The sequence below is a fragment of the Aurantiacibacter zhengii genome (genome assembly GCF_003584125.1).
GTDB classification, from domain to species: domain Bacteria; phylum Pseudomonadota; class Alphaproteobacteria; order Sphingomonadales; family Sphingomonadaceae; genus Alteraurantiacibacter; species Alteraurantiacibacter zhengii.
Genome location: NZ_QXFL01000001.1, coordinates 53,467 through 69,074 on the forward strand (window position 1 = coordinate 53,467; position 15,608 = coordinate 69,074).

Sequence of the window (15,608 nt, forward strand, 5' to 3'; positions counted from 1 at the left end):
GCGGCGCGCAAGCCATGTGAGGCTCAGTCGAACTGCCAGCTGCGCTCGCCGTGGCTGGTCTGGTCGAGGCCCTGGACCTCTTCTTCCTCTGTCACGCGCATCGGGATGAACAGCGACACGGCAATCGCGATCACCGCTGCCACGACGGCGGAGTAGACCGCCGTCACCGCTATTCCCAGCGCCTGCACGCCAACCATGCCCACCATGCCGGTGCCTTCGGCATAGCCGATGCCGCCAAGATCTGCGGAAAGAAAGACACCCAGCAGCAGGGTTCCCAGCATGCCGCCGACACCGTGAACCGCGAAGACATCCAGCGAATCGTCGATTCCCAGCTTGTTCTTCACAAGCTGGATGGCGTAGTAGCAGACGAGCGATGCCAGAATGCCGAACAGGATCGCCACCCCGGGCGAGATGAAACCTGCCGCCGGGGTTACCGTTGCAAGACCGGCGATGGCTCCCGTGGCAAAGCCCACGGTGGTCGCTTTTCCGAAAGCGATCTTTTCCATAAGCAGCCATACCAGCGCTGCCGTCGCTGCGGCGACGTGGGTGTTGATAATCGCCATGGCGGCATCGTCGGTCGCGGTCAGCGCGCTGCCACCGTTGAAGCCGAACCAGCCGACCCACAGCAGCATTGCTCCCAGCATGGTCATGCCCGGCGCGTGCGGCAGCAAGGTAGAACCGGGGAATCCCTGGCGCTTGCCCAGCAGCAAGGCCACGACGAGCGCAGAGGCACCCGCTGTGGTATGCACGACGAGACCGCCTGCAAAATCCGTTACGCCAAGCTGGCCCAGCCAGCCGCCGCCCCAGATCCAGTGCGCCACGGGCGCATAGACGAGAAGCCCCCAGATAGCGGTGAAGGCAACGACCCAGCCGAACCGGGCGCGGTCCACCCATGCGCCCACCATCAGCGCGGGTGTGATCGCAGCAAAGGTCATCTGGAAAAGAGCAAATGTGCTTTCCGGCAGGGTAAGCCCTTCGCGAAGAATACCAAGATCGATCAGCATCCACTTGCTGCCATCGCCGATCCAGCCGCCCGTGCTGTTTCCGAACGCCAGCGTGTAGCCGACCATGATCCACAACACCGAGGCAATTCCCGCGACCGCGCCAACCTGCAGCAGCACGGAAAGGAAGTTCCTAGCGCGAACCAGGCCGCCGTAGAACAGGCCCAGGCCGGGCAGGGTCATCAGCAGGACGAGGGCTGACGCCGTCAGGATCCACGCGGTATCGCCGCTATCGTTCTGGGCGACGTTGGTCAGTTCCTGCGCATGCGCCACGTGCGGCAAGGCGAAAAGGGCCGCGGCGGCACCAAGTTTACGAAGCATAGATGTATCCCTCAAACCCGTTCTTGTGACGGGATTGCGTCCGGCGGGCCTGTTAGGACAGAATATTCCAATTGGGCAAGAGGGCTGTTGCGAGTTGCCGGTGACGGGGGTGGACGGCTAGTCCAGACAGATGTCACCCATTATCCGACTCGCAACTGCCGCAATAGCCATCGCATATTTCGCCGCGCCCGCCACTGCGCAGGAGGCGGAGCTGCCATACTGGGCCAGCATCGACACGCCCGAGGCCAATATGCGCGTGGGGGCGGGAGAGCAGTTTCCCATCCAGTGGGTCTACAAGCGCGAAGGCCTGCCGGTGAAAGTGATCCGCCTGATGCAGGGCTGGCGTTATGTCGAGGAGCCGGATGGCACCACGGGCTGGATTTCCGCGAGCCTGCTCAGCCGCCAGCGCACGGCCATCGTTGTTGGCGACGGTGTAGCTGCCATGCGCGAAGCGCCGGGCCGTGATGCTCCGCTTCGCTGGAACGTCGAGCCGGGCGTGGTTGGCGAACTGGGCGATTGCGATTCGGGCTGGTGCGAGCTGAACGTGGAGCGCCACGTAGGGTGGATCGAGGAAACCCGTCTATGGGGAGCGGGCGAGCCTTAAAATCTTCTCGCAATGAAAAAGGCGGCCTTTCGGACCGCCTTTTTCGCTTCAGGCTGGCTTGGATTAACCCTCGAAGGTGTAGCTCAGGGTCTGGCCGTCGGTGCCGGTGATGTTCATCATGCCATCTTCACCCGCCGGTTCGATGTTCCAGCAATCCTGGGTGTCGCCACCTTCGGCGGTCAGGCAGGTGCCCCGAACATTGTCTTCCCACGATCCCGCCTCGACCTGTTCACCGTCCTGCATCACGGCGTAGGTGCCATCGTCGTTTAGCATGACGGAAACTTCCGCGCCATCGGGCGTGGTAGAAGAATAGGTGCCCGGTGACGTTTCGGGAATTACATCTGCTGCCGCCTGGTCCAGACTCGCATCCTCCACCGGCTCATCGGCATCGCCGCCACACGCGGCAAGGGCGGCCAGAGCGGCGACTGCAATCAGCTTCTTCATATTCACATTCCTGTATCTGGATCGAATTCGTCAATCATCGGAACGGACAAATCTTCGAACGGGTCCGGACGAGGGCGGCAAGTTCACCTTGCCGCTGGTGACTGGCGAAGGGCGGACCGATCGGGTCCGCCCTCTAAATTAATGCGTCAGGCCAGTTCGACGGCCACCGCAGTCGCTTCGCCGCCGCCGATGCAGAGGCTGGCGATGCCGCGCTTCTTGCCCTGCTGCTTCAGCGCGTTGAGCAGGGTGACGATGATGCGCGTGCCGCTGGCGCCGATCGGGTGGCCCAGAGCCGTGCCGCCGCCGTTCACGTTGATCTTGTCGTGCGAAATGCCGATGTCGCGCATGGCGAACATCGCGACGCATGCGAAAGCCTCGTTCACTTCCCACAGGTCAACGTCGTCGACGCTCCAGCCGGTCTGCTCCAGCAGCTTCTCGATCGCGCCGACAGGGGCGATGGTGAACTCCGCCGGGGCCTGGGCGTGAGCGGTGAGACCGTGGATCGTCGCCACCGGGGTCAGGCCCTTGGCCTCCGCCACGCTCTTGCGCGACAGCACCACCGCAGCTGCGCCGTCGGAAATGGAGGATGAAGTCGCAGCGGTGATCGTGCCATCCTTGGCGAAGGCAGGACGCAGGGTGGGGATCTTGCCGGGATTGCCGCGACCGGGGGCTTCGTCGGTATCGACCACGACGTCTCCCTTGCGGGTCTTGACCGTAACCGGAACGACCTCGTCGGCGAAGGCTCCGCTTTCGATGGCCTTGTTGGCGCGGTCGAGCGAAGCGATGGAATACTCGTCCATTTCCTCGCGCGTCAGCTGGTACTTGTCAGCCATGTCCTGCGCAAAGGTGCCCATGGCGCGGCCTTCTTCGTAGGCATCTTCCAACCCGTCGAGGAACATGTGGTCATAGGCGGTATCGTGACCGGCACGCGCGCCGGAGCGGTGCTTTTTCAGCAGGTAGGGGGCGTTCGTCATGCTCTCCATGCCGCCGGCCACAATATAGTCGACGCTGCCCGTCGCGAGCGCTTCTGCACCCATGATGACGGTCTGCATGCCGCTGCCGCAAACCTTGTTCACGGTGGTTGCCTGTGCCGACAGCGGCAGACCCGATTTCACCGCGACCTGGCGGGCTGGCGCCTGGCCGAGACCGGCGGGAAGCACGCAGCCCATGTACACGCGGTCGATATCCTCGCCCGCCACACCGGAACGCTCCAGCGCAGCTTTCACCGCTGTCGCCCCGAGATCGGTCGCGGAAACGTCCGCCAGCGCACCCTGCATCGAGCCCATCGGCGTTCGTGCATAGGAAAGGATGACGATCGGATCGGATTCGTTGAAGGTTGCCATGGGGTGCTTGCCTCTCGTGAGCATGATTGGATTGGTCGTTTCGCGCGCTGTGTATAAAGAGAATGCGGCATGCGCAAGATTGTGCGCTGCACCATGCTCTAGGGGATCGATGCACGGGACCCGTGCGCTTCGGCTCCGGGCTTGAGGCAGGTACCGGGTGATGCGATTTGGCGGGGAATCCCGCGAATTAGCCGCTTATAGGCTGTTCGACTGCCTTGCATCGCAGCATCGCATTGCCTAGACGCGCCCACGAACCCCGCAGCAACCTGACGAGTCTGTCTTGGTCGACCTCGAACAATATTTTCCGATCCTGCTTTTCCTCGTCATCGCGGCGGGGCTGTCGGCAGCTTTTGTTTTCCTGCCAATGGGTGTATCCAGGCTCACCGGATCGCACAAACCGCAGGCCAACAAGCTCATAGAGTATGAATGCGGTTTCCCCGCATTCGAGGATCCGCGCAGCCAGTTCGACGTGCGTTTCTACCTGGTAGCGATCCTGTTCATCGTTTTCGATCTTGAGGCGGCGTTCCTGTTTCCGTGGGCCGTCAGTCTCGATCTCACCGGCTGGCCGGGCTGGATCACCATGATGATCTTCCTCGGAGAACTCGCCATCGGCCTGGCCTATGCATGGAAGAAGGGAGCTCTGGAATGGGAGTGACCGACGACAAGACGAAAGAGATGCCGGGCGAGCCCGCTCTCTATCCGCCGTACCAGGACGGGATCGCCGATTCCGCCAACCCTGCCTTGCACGATCTGCCGACCGCGAAGGGCGGCGACGTGAAGCAGCCGGACGCGGAATATTTCAACGCGCTGCAGACAGAAGTGAACGACAAGGGCTTCCTCGTCACCAGCACGGAAGACCTGTTCCAGTGGGCCCGCACCGGCTCGCTGTGGTGGATGACCTTTGGTCTCGCCTGCTGCGCGGTGGAGATGATCCACGTCAACATGCCGCGCTATGACATGGAGCGTTTCGGCGTCGCCCCGCGCGCCAGCCCGCGCCAGTCTGACGTGATGATCGTGGCCGGAACCCTCTGCAACAAGATGGCCCCCGCGCTGCGCCGCGTTTACGACCAGATGTCGGAACCGAAGTACGTGATCTCGATGGGCAGCTGCGCCAATGGCGGCGGCTACTATCATTACAGTTATTCGGTAGTGCGCGGCTGCGACCGCATCGTGCCGGTGGACATCTATATCCCCGGGTGCCCTCCGACGGCAGAGGCATTGCTTTACGGCGTCATGCAGTTGCAGCGGAAAATCCGCCGCAGCGGCACGATCGAGCGTTGAGGGAGCGGATCTGATGGCAAAAGTCCTGCATCCCGCCCCACGCTACGCCACGAACGAAGGCGTGCGCGATGCCCTGTGCGCCGCGCTCGGCAGCATGGTTGTCGACTGCATCGAGGAATTCGGCGAGATCGTCATCACGGTAAAGCGCGAGAGCATCGAGGATGCCCTGCGCCTGCTGCGTGACGAACACGCTTACCAGCAGCTGATGGAAATCGCCGGTGCCGACTATCCGAGCCGCCCGGAGCGGTTCGAAGTTGTCTACATGCTGCTGAGCCTGACGAAGAACCACCGCGTGATGCTGAAAGTGTCGACCGACGAGGCGACGCCCGTCCCCACCGTCACCACGTTGTGGCCTGTGGCCGGTTGGCTGGAGCGCGAAGTGTTCGACATGTACGGCGTGATGTTCGACGGCAACACCGACCTTCGCCGCATCCTGACCGACTACGGCTTCGAAGGACATCCTTTCCGCAAGGATTTCCCGCTGACTGGCTACACCGAACTGCGTTATTCCGAGGAGGAAAAGCGCGTCGTGTACGAACCCGTCGAACTGGCGCAGGATTTCCGTAGCTTCGACTTCACCTCCCCCTGGGAAGGCGCGGACTACGTGCTGCCGGGCGACGAGAAGGCGGACGCTCCGCCAGTCGATGATCCGAAGGTCACCGAAAAGCCAAGCGATACCGGCGCTGGCAAGAAGGCTGACGAAAAGGCCGAGGAAAAGGTGAGCGCGGGTGCGCCTGCCGAAGAGGATACCGGCATCCAGCAGGATGCCCCGGAAACCACCGAGGAACGGCCGGATCGCGAAGCCAGCAAGGGTGACGTGCACGACACCAAAGGCGCGACAAAGCCGGAGGACAAGGAATGATCCGCAAGCTAGTTCTTATCTCCGCCGCGTCACTGGCGCTGGTCGCTTGTGGCGATGCGCAGCAAGTGGTGGACGACAACGATGCCATCGAAACGGTGAGCGAAACGCCAGACGTTGCCGTGATTCCGACGCTCGAACCGGTTAGCGCCAGCGAAGTCGACATCGATTTCGAGCCGAGCCTTGGTATCTGCACCTTCGAGGCAGACGGCGAGACGCTGCTGGTTGCAGGCGCGACAGGCGAAGAGGGCACAAGCGGGCTTGGCGTGGTGCGAATGAATGGCCAGGACCTGCGGTTGCAGGCCGGCGAACTGGGCGGCCCCGATGCCCTGTCGGTCGGCCCCATGCTGCATGGTGACGACTACACTGTCGAGATCGACCGTGCGGAAACCGGAACCGAAGCGCAGATGGAAAGCCTGAGCTACGAAGCTACGCTCACCTTGCGCAAGGAAGGCATGAGCGAAGTCGTCTACGGCCCGGGCCGTTGGGAGTGTTCGGTATGAGCGGCCTGACATACGAGCAATCGCCGACGACTGACGGCGAGGAAATCTCCAACTACACCATCAACTTCGGCCCTCAGCACCCTGCCGCGCACGGCGTGCTGCGCATGGTGATGGAACTGGACGGCGAGATCATCGAACGTATCGATCCGCACGTCGGCCTGCTCCACCGCGGCACCGAGAAGCTGATCGAGTACAAGACCTACCTGCAGGCGCTGCCGTATTTCGACCGGCTCGATTACTGTTCGCCGCTGGCTCAGGAATACTCGTATGTCCTCGCCATTGAGAAGTTGCTGAATGTCGAGGTGCCCGAACGCGCCCAGTACCTGCGCGTTCTGTTCGCGGAGCTGACCCGCATCTGCAACCACATGCTCAACATCGGCGCGCACGTGATGGACGTGGGCGCGATGACGCCGAACCTGTGGGTGTTCGAACTGCGCGAGGATTGCCTCAACTTCTTCGAACGTGCTTCGGGCGCGCGCATGCACAGCGCGTACTTCCGTCCCGGCGGCGTGCACCAGGACGTGCCGCTTAAGCTGCTGACTGATATCGGCGACTGGGTCGACACCCGCCTGCCCGAACTGTTCGGCGACGCAATGAGCCTGGTTCAGGACAACCGCATCTTCAAGCAGCGCAACGTCGATATCGCCGTGGTGAGCAAGGAAGATGCGATCCGCTGGGGCTTCTCCGGCCCGATGATCCGCGCTGCCGGCATCCCGTGGGACCTGCGCAAGTCGCAGCCGTACGATGTGTATGACCGGATGGACTTCGAGATCCCTGTCGGCACCAACTCCGATTGTTACGACCGTTTCATGGTCCGTTGCGAGGAAGTCTACCAGTCGGCCCGTATCATCAAGCAGTGCCTGGCGGAAATGCCCGAAGGGCCGATCGCGACAGAAGACCGCAAGGTGGCCCCGCCAAAGCGCGCCGAGATGAAGCAGTCGATGGAAGCGCTGATCCACCACTTCAAGCTTTATACCGAGGGCTTTCACGTCCCGGCGGGCGAGGTCTACGTGGCGACCGAAAGCCCCAAGGGCGAATTCGGCGTCTACCTGGTCAGCGACGGCACCAATAAACCCTATCGTTGCAAGATCCGCCCGACGGCGTTCAGTCACCTGCAGGCGATGGATTTCATGTCGCGGGGCCACATGCTGCCCGACGCAACCGCCATCCTCGGCGCGATCGACGTGGTGTTCGGGGAGTGCGACCGGTGACAATGGAAAACGTCCGCGCTCACTGGAAGCCTCTCGCTGTTGGATTGGTAATCTTCAGCGTGATTGCAGCGTCAGGGCCTTTGGTGTTCTACGGCCTGCCTTGGCTGTTTTATGCGTTGAGGGATGCGAACCCCCTTTTAGCATTGCTGGTTATCCCCCTGCTGTTTGTCGCATATCCGATCTACTCATACGCCGCGATCTGGCGCGCCGATCAACGAGGTATGACGAATTTGCCGAGTGGGGCGTCAGGTCGGGGAGATGCCTTATGATCCTGCGCGAACTCTTCATTTTTGTCGCAGCTTTCGCGGCGTTCGCTTCGGCGGTCGCTGCCTACCTTGCGGCGTTTCACGGCGAAGCATCGCTGAAGGAAGTGCTTTCCACCGCCTTTGCCGCGGTGATCGGTCTCTATGCGGGCCGTTATCTGGAACGGAGGCTGGCGCATGGCCGCTCGTAAGATTGAAACCGACACTCCCGAACTGCGCGCGCGGTGGGGTGGCTGGACTTTCACGGATGCGAACCGTGAAAAGGCCGACTGGCACATCAGGAAATATCCCGAAGGCCGCCAGAAAAGCGCCGTGATGCCATTGCTCGACCTAGCTCAGCGCCAGGTGGGCGAGGAAACGCAGACGCAAGGGTGGCTGCCGCTGCCGGTGATGGAGTACATCGCCGACTACCTCGACATGCCGGTGATCCGCGTGCTGGAAGTCGCCACCTTCTACACGATGTATAACCTTGAACCTGTGGGCAAATTCCACGTACAGGTATGTGGCACCACGCCGTGCATGCTGCGCGGGTCTGATGACCTGATCGAGGCGTGCAAGGCTCGCGGCATGAAGAAGGGCCATGTTTCCGACGATGGCCTGTGGTCGTTCACCGAAGTCGAGTGCATGGGTAACTGCGCCACGGCGCCGATGGTGCAGATCAACGACGACAATTACGAAGACCTGACTGCAGAACGGCTCGACACGATCCTCGATGCGCTGGCTGCGGGCGAGCAGCCCAAGACCGGCACGCAGGAGCCGGGACGCCACACCAGCGAGCCTGCCGGTGGACCGACGACGCTGAAGGAAATGGTCGACGCCAACCACGATTACCGGAGCGAATGGTGATCGACCAGATCGTCCCCATCCTGATCGCCGTCGTGCTGATCGCCTTTGCCTGGAAGGTGCTGAAAGGCATCATCAAGACCATTGCGCTGGTGGTGATCCTGGCGACCGTAGCGGCGTGGGTCTTCTTTGGCGGAGGGTTGGGCGCATGATCGACAACCCCGTCATTCGACAGATTGCCCGCGTGGGCCTTGCCGCAGGAAGCCTCGGCTTCATCGTGGGCGGCGTACTGATCTGGCTCGGCATCGACAGGCTGGGCGACGGTTTGATGATTTTTGGCGGAGTGTCCTTGCTGATCTTCGCCTTGTTGCTGGCGAAAACGCCGACAGGAGACAAAGATGCTGGCTGACAAGGATCGCATCTTCACGAACGTCTACGGGTTCCAGGACTGGGGCCTGAAAGCCGCGCAAAAGCGTGGTGACTGGGACAATACGAAGGACCTGATTGCCAAGGGGCACGACTCGATCATCGACGAGATCAAGGCCTCGGGTCTGCGCGGTCGCGGTGGTGCAGGCTTCCCCACCGGGATGAAGTGGTCCTTCATGCCCAAGGAAAGCAAGGACGGTCGCCCGTCCTTCCTCGTCATCAATGCCGACGAATCCGAGCCGGGTTCGTGCAAGGATCGCGAGATCATCCGCCACGATCCGCACAAGCTGATTGAAGGCGCGCTGGTCGCCGGGTTCGCCATGCGGGCGAGGGCGGCCTACATCTACATTCGCGGCGAATACATCCGTGAGGCGGAAACGCTTCAGGCCGCCATCGATGAGGCTTACGACGCCGGTCTGATCGGCAAGAACGCCAGTGGCAGCGGCTACGATTTCGACGTGTTCATGCACCGCGGCGCGGGCGCCTACATCTGCGGCGAAGAAACCGCGATGATCGAGAGCCTCGAAGGCAAGAAGGGCCAACCCCGCCTGAAGCCACCGTTCCCGGCAGGCGCGGGTCTTTATGGTTGCCCCACCACCGTGAACAACGTCGAGAGCATCGCCGTGGTGCCGACCATCCTGCGTCGCGGCGGCGCGTGGTTCGCCAGCTTCGGGCGCGAGAACAACAAGGGCACCAAGCTCTTCCAGATCAGCGGCCACGTGAACAATCCGTGTGTCGTCGAAGAAGCGATGAGCATCACCTTCGAGGAGCTGATCGAGAAGCACTGCGGCGGTATTCGCGGCGGGTGGGACAACCTGCTTGCGGTGATACCGGGCGGTTCGTCGGTGCCTTTGGTGCCCGGCGAGCAGATCCGCAACGCGCACATGGACTTCGACGGACTGAAGGAACTGGGTTCCGGCCTCGGCACAGCGGGCGTGATCGTGATGGACAAGTCCACCGACATCGTGCGCGCCATCAGCCGCATCAGCTATTTCTACAAGCACGAAAGCTGCGGCCAGTGCACGCCATGCCGCGAAGGCACGGGCTGGATGTGGCGCGTGATGGAGCGGCTGCGCGTGGGCGAAAGCTCTCCGCGGGAAATCGACATGCTTTACGAAGTCACCAAGCAGGTCGAGGGTCATACCATCTGTGCGCTGGGCGACGCGGCCGCATGGCCGATCCAGGGCCTGCTGCGCCACTTCCGCCCCGAACTCGAACGCCGCATTGCCGAACGTGAGAACAGCGTGCCGGAGGCGGCCGAGTGATCCGCACTCTTACCCTTACGATTGCGACCATGGCGGGCGTTTTCGCGCTTCCCGCCCATGCGCAGGACTCTGCGGAAAACAACAACGGGATGCAGGTCGGCACCCGTTTCGAACGTGCGCCTGAAAACGCCACCGCTGCAGAAGCGCGATGGATGCAGAAGCGCGTGGCCAATTGCGTATTCAACCGGAACAGGGACGCGGTCCGCGAGATTCTGGCGAACAGCAATTTCTATTCGATCCATTTCGAGCAATTCGGCCAGGATCCCGAAACCCTCTTCGATGACCTCGAGGTAAATTACTGCATTGGCAGGCTGATGCGCGGTGCCGACAATCGCACTTACCACACCTACATGCAGATCCAGTATTCGACCCTGCGTAACCTGCTTGCCGAAGAGGCTTACCTGCAGGATTTCGACGGTCCGCCGCAAGTGGGCGCTTCGCCGCAGGACGTGGCCGCCAGGTTCGACGGCATGCGCGTTCACCCGCAGGTGAGCACGATGGCCGGGCTTGCCGATTGCCTGACCTATAACGCTCCGGAAGAAGCTCATGCCATGCTGAAGGCCCGCCCCGGTAGCGGCACCGAGGCAGAGACGGTCGATGCACTTGGCCCGGTGCTTGCCGCCTGCGCCAATTCCGACGATGAAACACTCACCATCCAGACGTCGCTCATTCGCCAGATCGTGGCGGATGGCCTCTGGTCGCGCAGCCATTACAGCGCTGCGCAAGTGGAAGAAAGCTGATGCCCAAAGTCAAAGTAGACGGACAGGAAATCGAGGTTCCGGACGGCGCGACCGTCCTCCAAGCCTGTGAGCTCGCTGGCAAGGAAATCCCGCGTTTCTGCTATCATGAGCGCCTGAGCATTGCGGGCAACTGCCGCATGTGCCTCGTCGAGGTGAAGCCGGGGCCGCCCAAGCCGCAAGCTTCGTGCGCGCTGCCCGCGACCGAGGGGCAGGAAATCCGCACGGACAGCGAGATGGTGAAAACCGCGCGCGAAGGCGTGATGGAATTCCTGCTGATCAACCACCCGCTGGATTGCCCGATCTGCGACCAGGGCGGCGAATGCGACCTGCAGGACCAGGCCATGGCCTATGGCCGCGGTGCCACGCGCTATCACGAGAACAAGCGCGCGGTTACCGAGAAGTACATGGGCCCGCTGATCAAGACGATCATGACCCGCTGCATCCACTGCACCCGCTGTGTGCGCTTCTCCGAAGAGATCGCCGGGGTGGACGAAATCGGCGCGCTCTATCGCGGCGAGGACATGCAGATCACGACCTATCTGGAGCACGCAGCCAAGCACGAGCTTTCCGCCAACGTGATCGACCTGTGCCCGGTCGGTGCGCTCACGAGTGGTCCGTATGCCTATGAAAGCCGTCCGTGGGAACTGAAGAAGACGCTGGGCATCGACGTGTCCGATGCGGTCGGCTCCAACATCCGTATCGACAGCCGCGGTCGCGAAGTCTTGCGCGTTCTTCCGCGCATCAACGATGACGTGAACGAAGAGTGGATCTCCGACAAGGCGCGCTATCAGGTCGACGGCCTGGTTCGCCGCCGTCTCGACAAGGTGTGGATCCGCAGGAAAGGCAAGCTGGAGCAGGCGAACTGGGACGAGGCTTTCAAGACAATCGCCAAGACCAAGCCGGGCAAGAGCATTGCCGCCGTTGCCGGTGACCTGGTCGATTGCGAAACGATGTTCGCGGCCAAGGCGCTGCTGAAGGCCAGTGGCTCGGCACTGATGGAAAGCCGGCAGACGGGGATGGACTACGACGTGTCCAATCTCGCCGCGGTGAATTTCAACAGCACCTTTGCCGGTATCGAGGAAGCGCAGGCGATCCTGATCGTCGGCAGCCAGATCCGCTGGGAAGCGCCGCTGGTGAACGTGCGCCTGCGCAAGGCGGTGAAGCGCGGGGCGAAGGTGTTCGTTGTCGGTCCCGAGTGGGAAACCACCTATCCTTCCGAGTTCCTTGGCGACGATGCAGGCGTGCTGGGCAACTTGCCGCAGCATGTGCGCGATACTTTCGACGGTGCCGAAAACAGCGCGGTAATTCTTGGCGCTGGCGGTTTCGCTGCCGGTGCCCATGGTGCAGCCATGGCCGCTGCCAGTTCGCTGGGTGCGACGTTCAACGCGCTCCACACCGCCGCGGCCCGCATGGGTGCGCTGATGCTGGGCTTTGCCAGCAAGGGCGGTCTTGCCGATCTCGCGGACGCCAAGCCCAAGGTGGTGCTGGCGCTGGGCGCTGATGAAGTGGACTGGAGCCGGTTCGATGGCGCCTTGAAGGTCTTCATCGGGCACCACGGTGACAAGGGCGCGCACGCGGCCGACATTATCCTGCCTGCCGCTGCCTACACGGAGAAGGCCGGTACCTACGTCAACACGGAAGGCCGGGTGCAGATGTCCGACAAGGCCGTGTTCGCTCCTGGCGATGCGCGCGAAGACTGGACGATCCTGCGCGCGCTGGCCGATGCGCTGGGTGTGACAGTCGGTTTCGACAACTTCGAGGAACTGCGCGCCGCGATGGTCGCCGAAGTACCCGCGCTGGGCGAGGAAGGGCTGGCCGATTATGGCATGATGCCTGCATCGTTCGATGGCTCCAGCGCGAGCGGTACGATCGGCTACCCGATCAAGGACTTCTACCTCACCAATGCAATCGCCCGCGCCAGCGTGGTTATGCAGCGCTGTTCGGATGAACTGCTCCACGGTGACGAGATCATGGAGGCCGCGGAATGACCGACTTCTTCATCTCGCTCGGTATGGATGCCACCTGGGCTTTTTTCGTCGCCTCGCTTTGCGGCGTACTGCTGATCGCCTTCCCGCTGATGCTGGCCGTGGCGCTGATTATCTATACCGACCGCAAGATCTGGGCCGCGATCAACCTGCGGCGCGGGCCGAACGTGGTCGGTCCCTTCGGCATCCTGCAAAGCTTTGCGGACGGCCTGAAGGTGTTCCTGCAGGAAACCATCATCCCCTCGGCGGCGAACAAGGGAATTTTCATCCTTGCGCCAATCATCACCTTCACCGTGGCGTTGCTCGCCTGGGCGGTGATTCCGTTCGACGCGGGCGTGGTGCTGTCGGACATCAACGTCGGCCTGCTCTACATCCTCGCGATCTCGTCGCTGTCGGTTTACGGCGTGACGATGGCGGGCTGGGCGTCGAACTCGAAATATCCGTTCTTCTCCGCCATGCGCGCCGCTGCACAGATGATCTCGTACGAAGTTTCGATCGGCTTCATCCTCGTCTGCGTTGTGCTCTATGCGGGCACCTTCAACCTCTCGGCCATCGTCGAGGCGCAGCGCGGCCACGGCCTGGGTTTCGTGAACGGCTATTACTTCAACCTGCTGCTGTTCCCGATGTGGGTGGTGTTCTTCATCTCCAGCCTCGCGGAAACGCAGCGCGTGCCGTTCGACCTGACCGAGGCGGAGAGCGAGCTCGTCGCCGGATACCAGACCGAATATTCCAGCATGGCCTTCGCGCTGTTCTGGCTGGGCGAATATGCCAACATCTTGCTGATGTGCAGCCTCAACACGCTGCTGTTCTTCGGTGGCTGGCTGCCGCCGGTGGACTGGGCTCCGCTCTACTGGGTCCCGGGCATCATCTGGTTCCTGCTGAAGACGTTCTTCTTCTTCTTCATGTTCAGCTGGGTGATGGCGACCGTGCCGCGCTACCGCTACGACCAGCTGATGCGGCTTGGCTGGAAAGTTTTCCTGCCGATGAGCCTGATTTTCGTCGTCCTCATCTCCGGATGGCTGATGCTGACGAGGTATGACGAGCCCGAATACGACTGCGTGCCCGCATCGACTGCAGGCACCGTCACAACCGATGGGACCGTCCTGTGCGGTCCTGAAGGAAATCTCCCATGACCGTCGCCCACCTCATAAAGTCGTTCACCCTGTGGGAGTTCGTGAAAGCGCACGCTCTCACGCTGAAGTACTTCTTCAAGCCCAAGGTGACGATCAACTACCCGTTCGAGAAGAACCCGCTTTCGCCGCGCTTCCGCGGAGAGCATGCGCTGCGCCGCTATCCCAACGGGGAAGAACGCTGCATCGCCTGCAAGCTGTGCGAGGCTGTGTGCCCGGCGCAGGCGATCACCATCGAGAGCGAGCCGCGTTCGGACGGCAGCCGCCGCACGACGCGCTACGACATCGACATGACCAAGTGCATCTACTGCGGTTTCTGCCAGGAAGCCTGTCCGGTGGATGCGGTGGTGGAAGGGCCGAACTTCGAATACGCGACCGAAACGCGCGAGGAACTGCTTTATGACAAGGCAAAACTGCTGGCGAACGGGGACAAGTGGGAGCGCGCGATTGCCGCGAACCTTGAAGCCGACGCGCCCTACCGCTAACCGCGCCGCAAGACTCGCCACGAGCTAAACCCAGGGGCTGACTTTGACCGTCTTCGCTTTCTATCTGTTTGCCGCGCTGATGATCGCCTCCGGGGCGCTCACCATCTTTGCGCGCAACCCGGTGCACTCCGTGCTCTGGCTGATCCTGGCCTTCTTCAACGCGGCGGGCCTGATGGTCATCGTGGGGGCAGAATTCCTCGCGATGCTGCTGGTCGTCGTCTACGTGGGCGCGGTCGCGGTGCTGTTCCTGTTCGTCGTGATGATGCTGAACATCGATTTTGCCGAAATGCGCGCGGGCTTCATGAAAAACGCGCCGCTGGGCGTCGCCATTGCGGTGATCCTCTTGGCGGAACTGGTGCTGGGCGTGGGTGCCTATCGCGCCGGTGCGCTGGACCTGGGCACGCCAGATGGCAGCGCCGCGCCGCTGGTGGGTGAAAGCAATATCGAAAGCCTGGGCGCGCTCCTTTACGGCAATTACCTGTTCCTGTTCGAGAGCGCGGGCATCATCCTGCTGGTCGCCATGATCGGCGCCATTGTGCTGACGCACCGCGCGCCGACGAATCCGCGCGGTCACCAGAACATCGCCAAGCAGAACGCGCGCAATCCGAAGGAAGCGACGAACAATGTCAGCCCCGAAGTGGGCAAGGGGGTAGAGCTGTGATCGGCATCGAACATTATGTCGTGGTGAGCTCGATCCTGTTCGTGCTCGGCGTGCTCGGTATCTTCCTCAACCGGAAGAACATCATCATCATCCTGATGGCGATCGAACTGATCCTGCTGTCGGTGAACCTGAACCTGGTGGCCTTCAGCGCTTACCTGGGTGACCTGACGGGGCAGGTTTTCGCCATGTTCGTTCTCACCGTGGCGGCGGCGGAAGCTGCCATCGGGCTGGCCATTCTCGTAGTTTACTTCCGTTCGCGCGGCACCATCGCGGTGGACGACGTCAACCGGATGAAGGGATAGA

At 62.1% G+C, this 15,608-nt stretch carries 20 protein-coding genes; 17 read left to right on the forward strand and 3 right to left on the reverse strand.

Annotated elements, in window-relative coordinates; genetic code table 11:
* Positions 1 to 23 precede the first annotated feature (23 nt).
* Positions 24 to 1,322, reverse strand: a complete 1,299-nt coding sequence (locus D2V07_RS00240) for an ammonium transporter (RefSeq protein WP_119584023.1) — start codon at positions 1,320 to 1,322, stop codon at positions 24 to 26.
* A 130-nt stretch (positions 1,323 to 1,452) separates the two neighbouring features.
* On the opposite strand from D2V07_RS00240, the gene D2V07_RS00245 reads away from it, so the two are divergent.
* Positions 1,453 to 1,926, forward strand: coding sequence for an SH3 domain-containing protein (locus D2V07_RS00245; RefSeq protein ID WP_119584024.1), 474 nt, complete (start codon positions 1,453 to 1,455; stop codon positions 1,924 to 1,926).
* Positions 1,927 to 1,989: 63 nt separating this feature from the next.
* Here D2V07_RS00245 and D2V07_RS00250 read toward each other — a convergent pair whose 3' ends face one another.
* Positions 1,990 to 2,370 (reverse strand): hypothetical protein, encoded by a 381-nt coding sequence (locus D2V07_RS00250; RefSeq protein WP_119584025.1) that lies wholly within the window; start codon positions 2,368 to 2,370, stop codon positions 1,990 to 1,992.
* 146 nt (positions 2,371 to 2,516) lie between these two features.
* On the reverse strand, positions 2,517 to 3,713 hold the full coding sequence (locus D2V07_RS00255; protein WP_119584026.1) for a thiolase family protein: 1,197 nt from the start codon (positions 3,711 to 3,713) through the stop codon (positions 2,517 to 2,519).
* 280 nt (positions 3,714 to 3,993) lie between these two features.
* Here D2V07_RS00255 and ndhC point away from each other — a divergent pair, with 280 nt between their 5' ends.
* From ndhC to nuoK, 16 genes are all read left to right on the forward strand, one after another.
* On the forward strand, positions 3,994 to 4,368 hold the full coding sequence (ndhC, locus tag D2V07_RS00260; RefSeq protein WP_119584027.1) for an NADH-quinone oxidoreductase subunit A: 375 nt from the start codon (positions 3,994 to 3,996) through the stop codon (positions 4,366 to 4,368).
* Positions 4,359 to 4,994 (forward strand): NuoB/complex I 20 kDa subunit family protein, encoded by a 636-nt coding sequence (locus tag D2V07_RS00265; RefSeq protein WP_233548180.1) that lies wholly within the window; start codon positions 4,359 to 4,361, stop codon positions 4,992 to 4,994. The genes ndhC and D2V07_RS00265 overlap by 10 nt, the downstream gene beginning before the upstream one ends.
* 13 nt (positions 4,995 to 5,007) lie before the next feature.
* Positions 5,008 to 5,856 carry an NADH-quinone oxidoreductase subunit C gene (locus tag D2V07_RS00270; RefSeq protein WP_119584028.1) on the forward strand — a complete coding sequence of 283 codons (849 nt, stop codon included), beginning with the start codon at positions 5,008 to 5,010 and terminating at the stop codon, positions 5,854 to 5,856.
* On the forward strand, positions 5,853 to 6,356 hold the full coding sequence (locus D2V07_RS00275; RefSeq protein ID WP_119584029.1) for a hypothetical protein: 504 nt from the start codon (positions 5,853 to 5,855) through the stop codon (positions 6,354 to 6,356). Before D2V07_RS00270 ends, D2V07_RS00275 begins: the two co-directional genes overlap by 4 nt.
* Positions 6,353 to 7,567, forward strand: a complete 1,215-nt coding sequence (locus D2V07_RS00280) for an NADH-quinone oxidoreductase subunit D (protein WP_119584030.1) — start codon at positions 6,353 to 6,355, stop codon at positions 7,565 to 7,567. The genes D2V07_RS00275 and D2V07_RS00280 overlap by 4 nt, the downstream gene beginning before the upstream one ends.
* Before the next feature lie 265 nt (positions 7,568 to 7,832).
* Positions 7,833 to 8,021, forward strand: a complete 189-nt coding sequence (locus D2V07_RS00285) for a hypothetical protein (RefSeq protein ID WP_119584031.1) — start codon at positions 7,833 to 7,835, stop codon at positions 8,019 to 8,021.
* Positions 8,008 to 8,676 (forward strand): NADH-quinone oxidoreductase subunit NuoE, encoded by a 669-nt coding sequence (gene nuoE, locus D2V07_RS00290; RefSeq protein WP_119584032.1) that lies wholly within the window; start codon positions 8,008 to 8,010, stop codon positions 8,674 to 8,676. The genes D2V07_RS00285 and nuoE overlap by 14 nt, the downstream gene beginning before the upstream one ends.
* The gene (locus D2V07_RS18650) at positions 8,673 to 8,825 is read left to right on the forward strand and encodes a hypothetical protein (protein ID WP_199698726.1); all 153 of its coding nucleotides are present in this window, start codon (positions 8,673 to 8,675) and stop codon (positions 8,823 to 8,825) included. The genes nuoE and D2V07_RS18650 overlap by 4 nt, the downstream gene beginning before the upstream one ends.
* Positions 8,822 to 9,022 (forward strand): hypothetical protein, encoded by a 201-nt coding sequence (locus D2V07_RS00295; RefSeq protein ID WP_119584033.1) that lies wholly within the window; start codon positions 8,822 to 8,824, stop codon positions 9,020 to 9,022. Before D2V07_RS18650 ends, D2V07_RS00295 begins: the two co-directional genes overlap by 4 nt.
* Positions 9,012 to 10,304, forward strand: a complete 1,293-nt coding sequence (nuoF, locus tag D2V07_RS00300) for an NADH-quinone oxidoreductase subunit NuoF (RefSeq protein WP_119584034.1) — start codon at positions 9,012 to 9,014, stop codon at positions 10,302 to 10,304. Before D2V07_RS00295 ends, nuoF begins: the two co-directional genes overlap by 11 nt.
* Positions 10,301 to 11,044, forward strand: coding sequence for a hypothetical protein (locus tag D2V07_RS00305; RefSeq protein WP_119584035.1), 744 nt, complete (start codon positions 10,301 to 10,303; stop codon positions 11,042 to 11,044). The genes nuoF and D2V07_RS00305 overlap by 4 nt, the downstream gene beginning before the upstream one ends.
* Complete coding sequence (gene nuoG / locus D2V07_RS00310) at positions 11,044 to 13,032, forward strand: NADH-quinone oxidoreductase subunit NuoG (protein WP_119584036.1); 1,989 nt, start codon at positions 11,044 to 11,046, stop codon at positions 13,030 to 13,032. Before D2V07_RS00305 ends, nuoG begins: the two co-directional genes overlap by 1 nt.
* The gene (nuoH, locus tag D2V07_RS00315) at positions 13,029 to 14,162 is read left to right on the forward strand and encodes an NADH-quinone oxidoreductase subunit NuoH (protein WP_119584037.1); all 1,134 of its coding nucleotides are present in this window, start codon (positions 13,029 to 13,031) and stop codon (positions 14,160 to 14,162) included. The genes nuoG and nuoH overlap by 4 nt, the downstream gene beginning before the upstream one ends.
* On the forward strand, positions 14,159 to 14,644 hold the full coding sequence (gene nuoI, locus D2V07_RS00320; protein ID WP_119584038.1) for an NADH-quinone oxidoreductase subunit NuoI: 486 nt from the start codon (positions 14,159 to 14,161) through the stop codon (positions 14,642 to 14,644). The genes nuoH and nuoI overlap by 4 nt, the downstream gene beginning before the upstream one ends.
* A gap of 43 nt (positions 14,645 to 14,687) precedes the next feature.
* The gene (locus D2V07_RS00325) at positions 14,688 to 15,305 is read left to right on the forward strand and encodes an NADH-quinone oxidoreductase subunit J (RefSeq protein WP_267899729.1); all 618 of its coding nucleotides are present in this window, start codon (positions 14,688 to 14,690) and stop codon (positions 15,303 to 15,305) included.
* Positions 15,302 to 15,607, forward strand: a complete 306-nt coding sequence (nuoK, locus tag D2V07_RS00330) for an NADH-quinone oxidoreductase subunit NuoK (RefSeq protein WP_119584039.1) — start codon at positions 15,302 to 15,304, stop codon at positions 15,605 to 15,607. The genes D2V07_RS00325 and nuoK overlap by 4 nt, the downstream gene beginning before the upstream one ends.
* Position 15,608 lies beyond the last annotated feature (1 nt).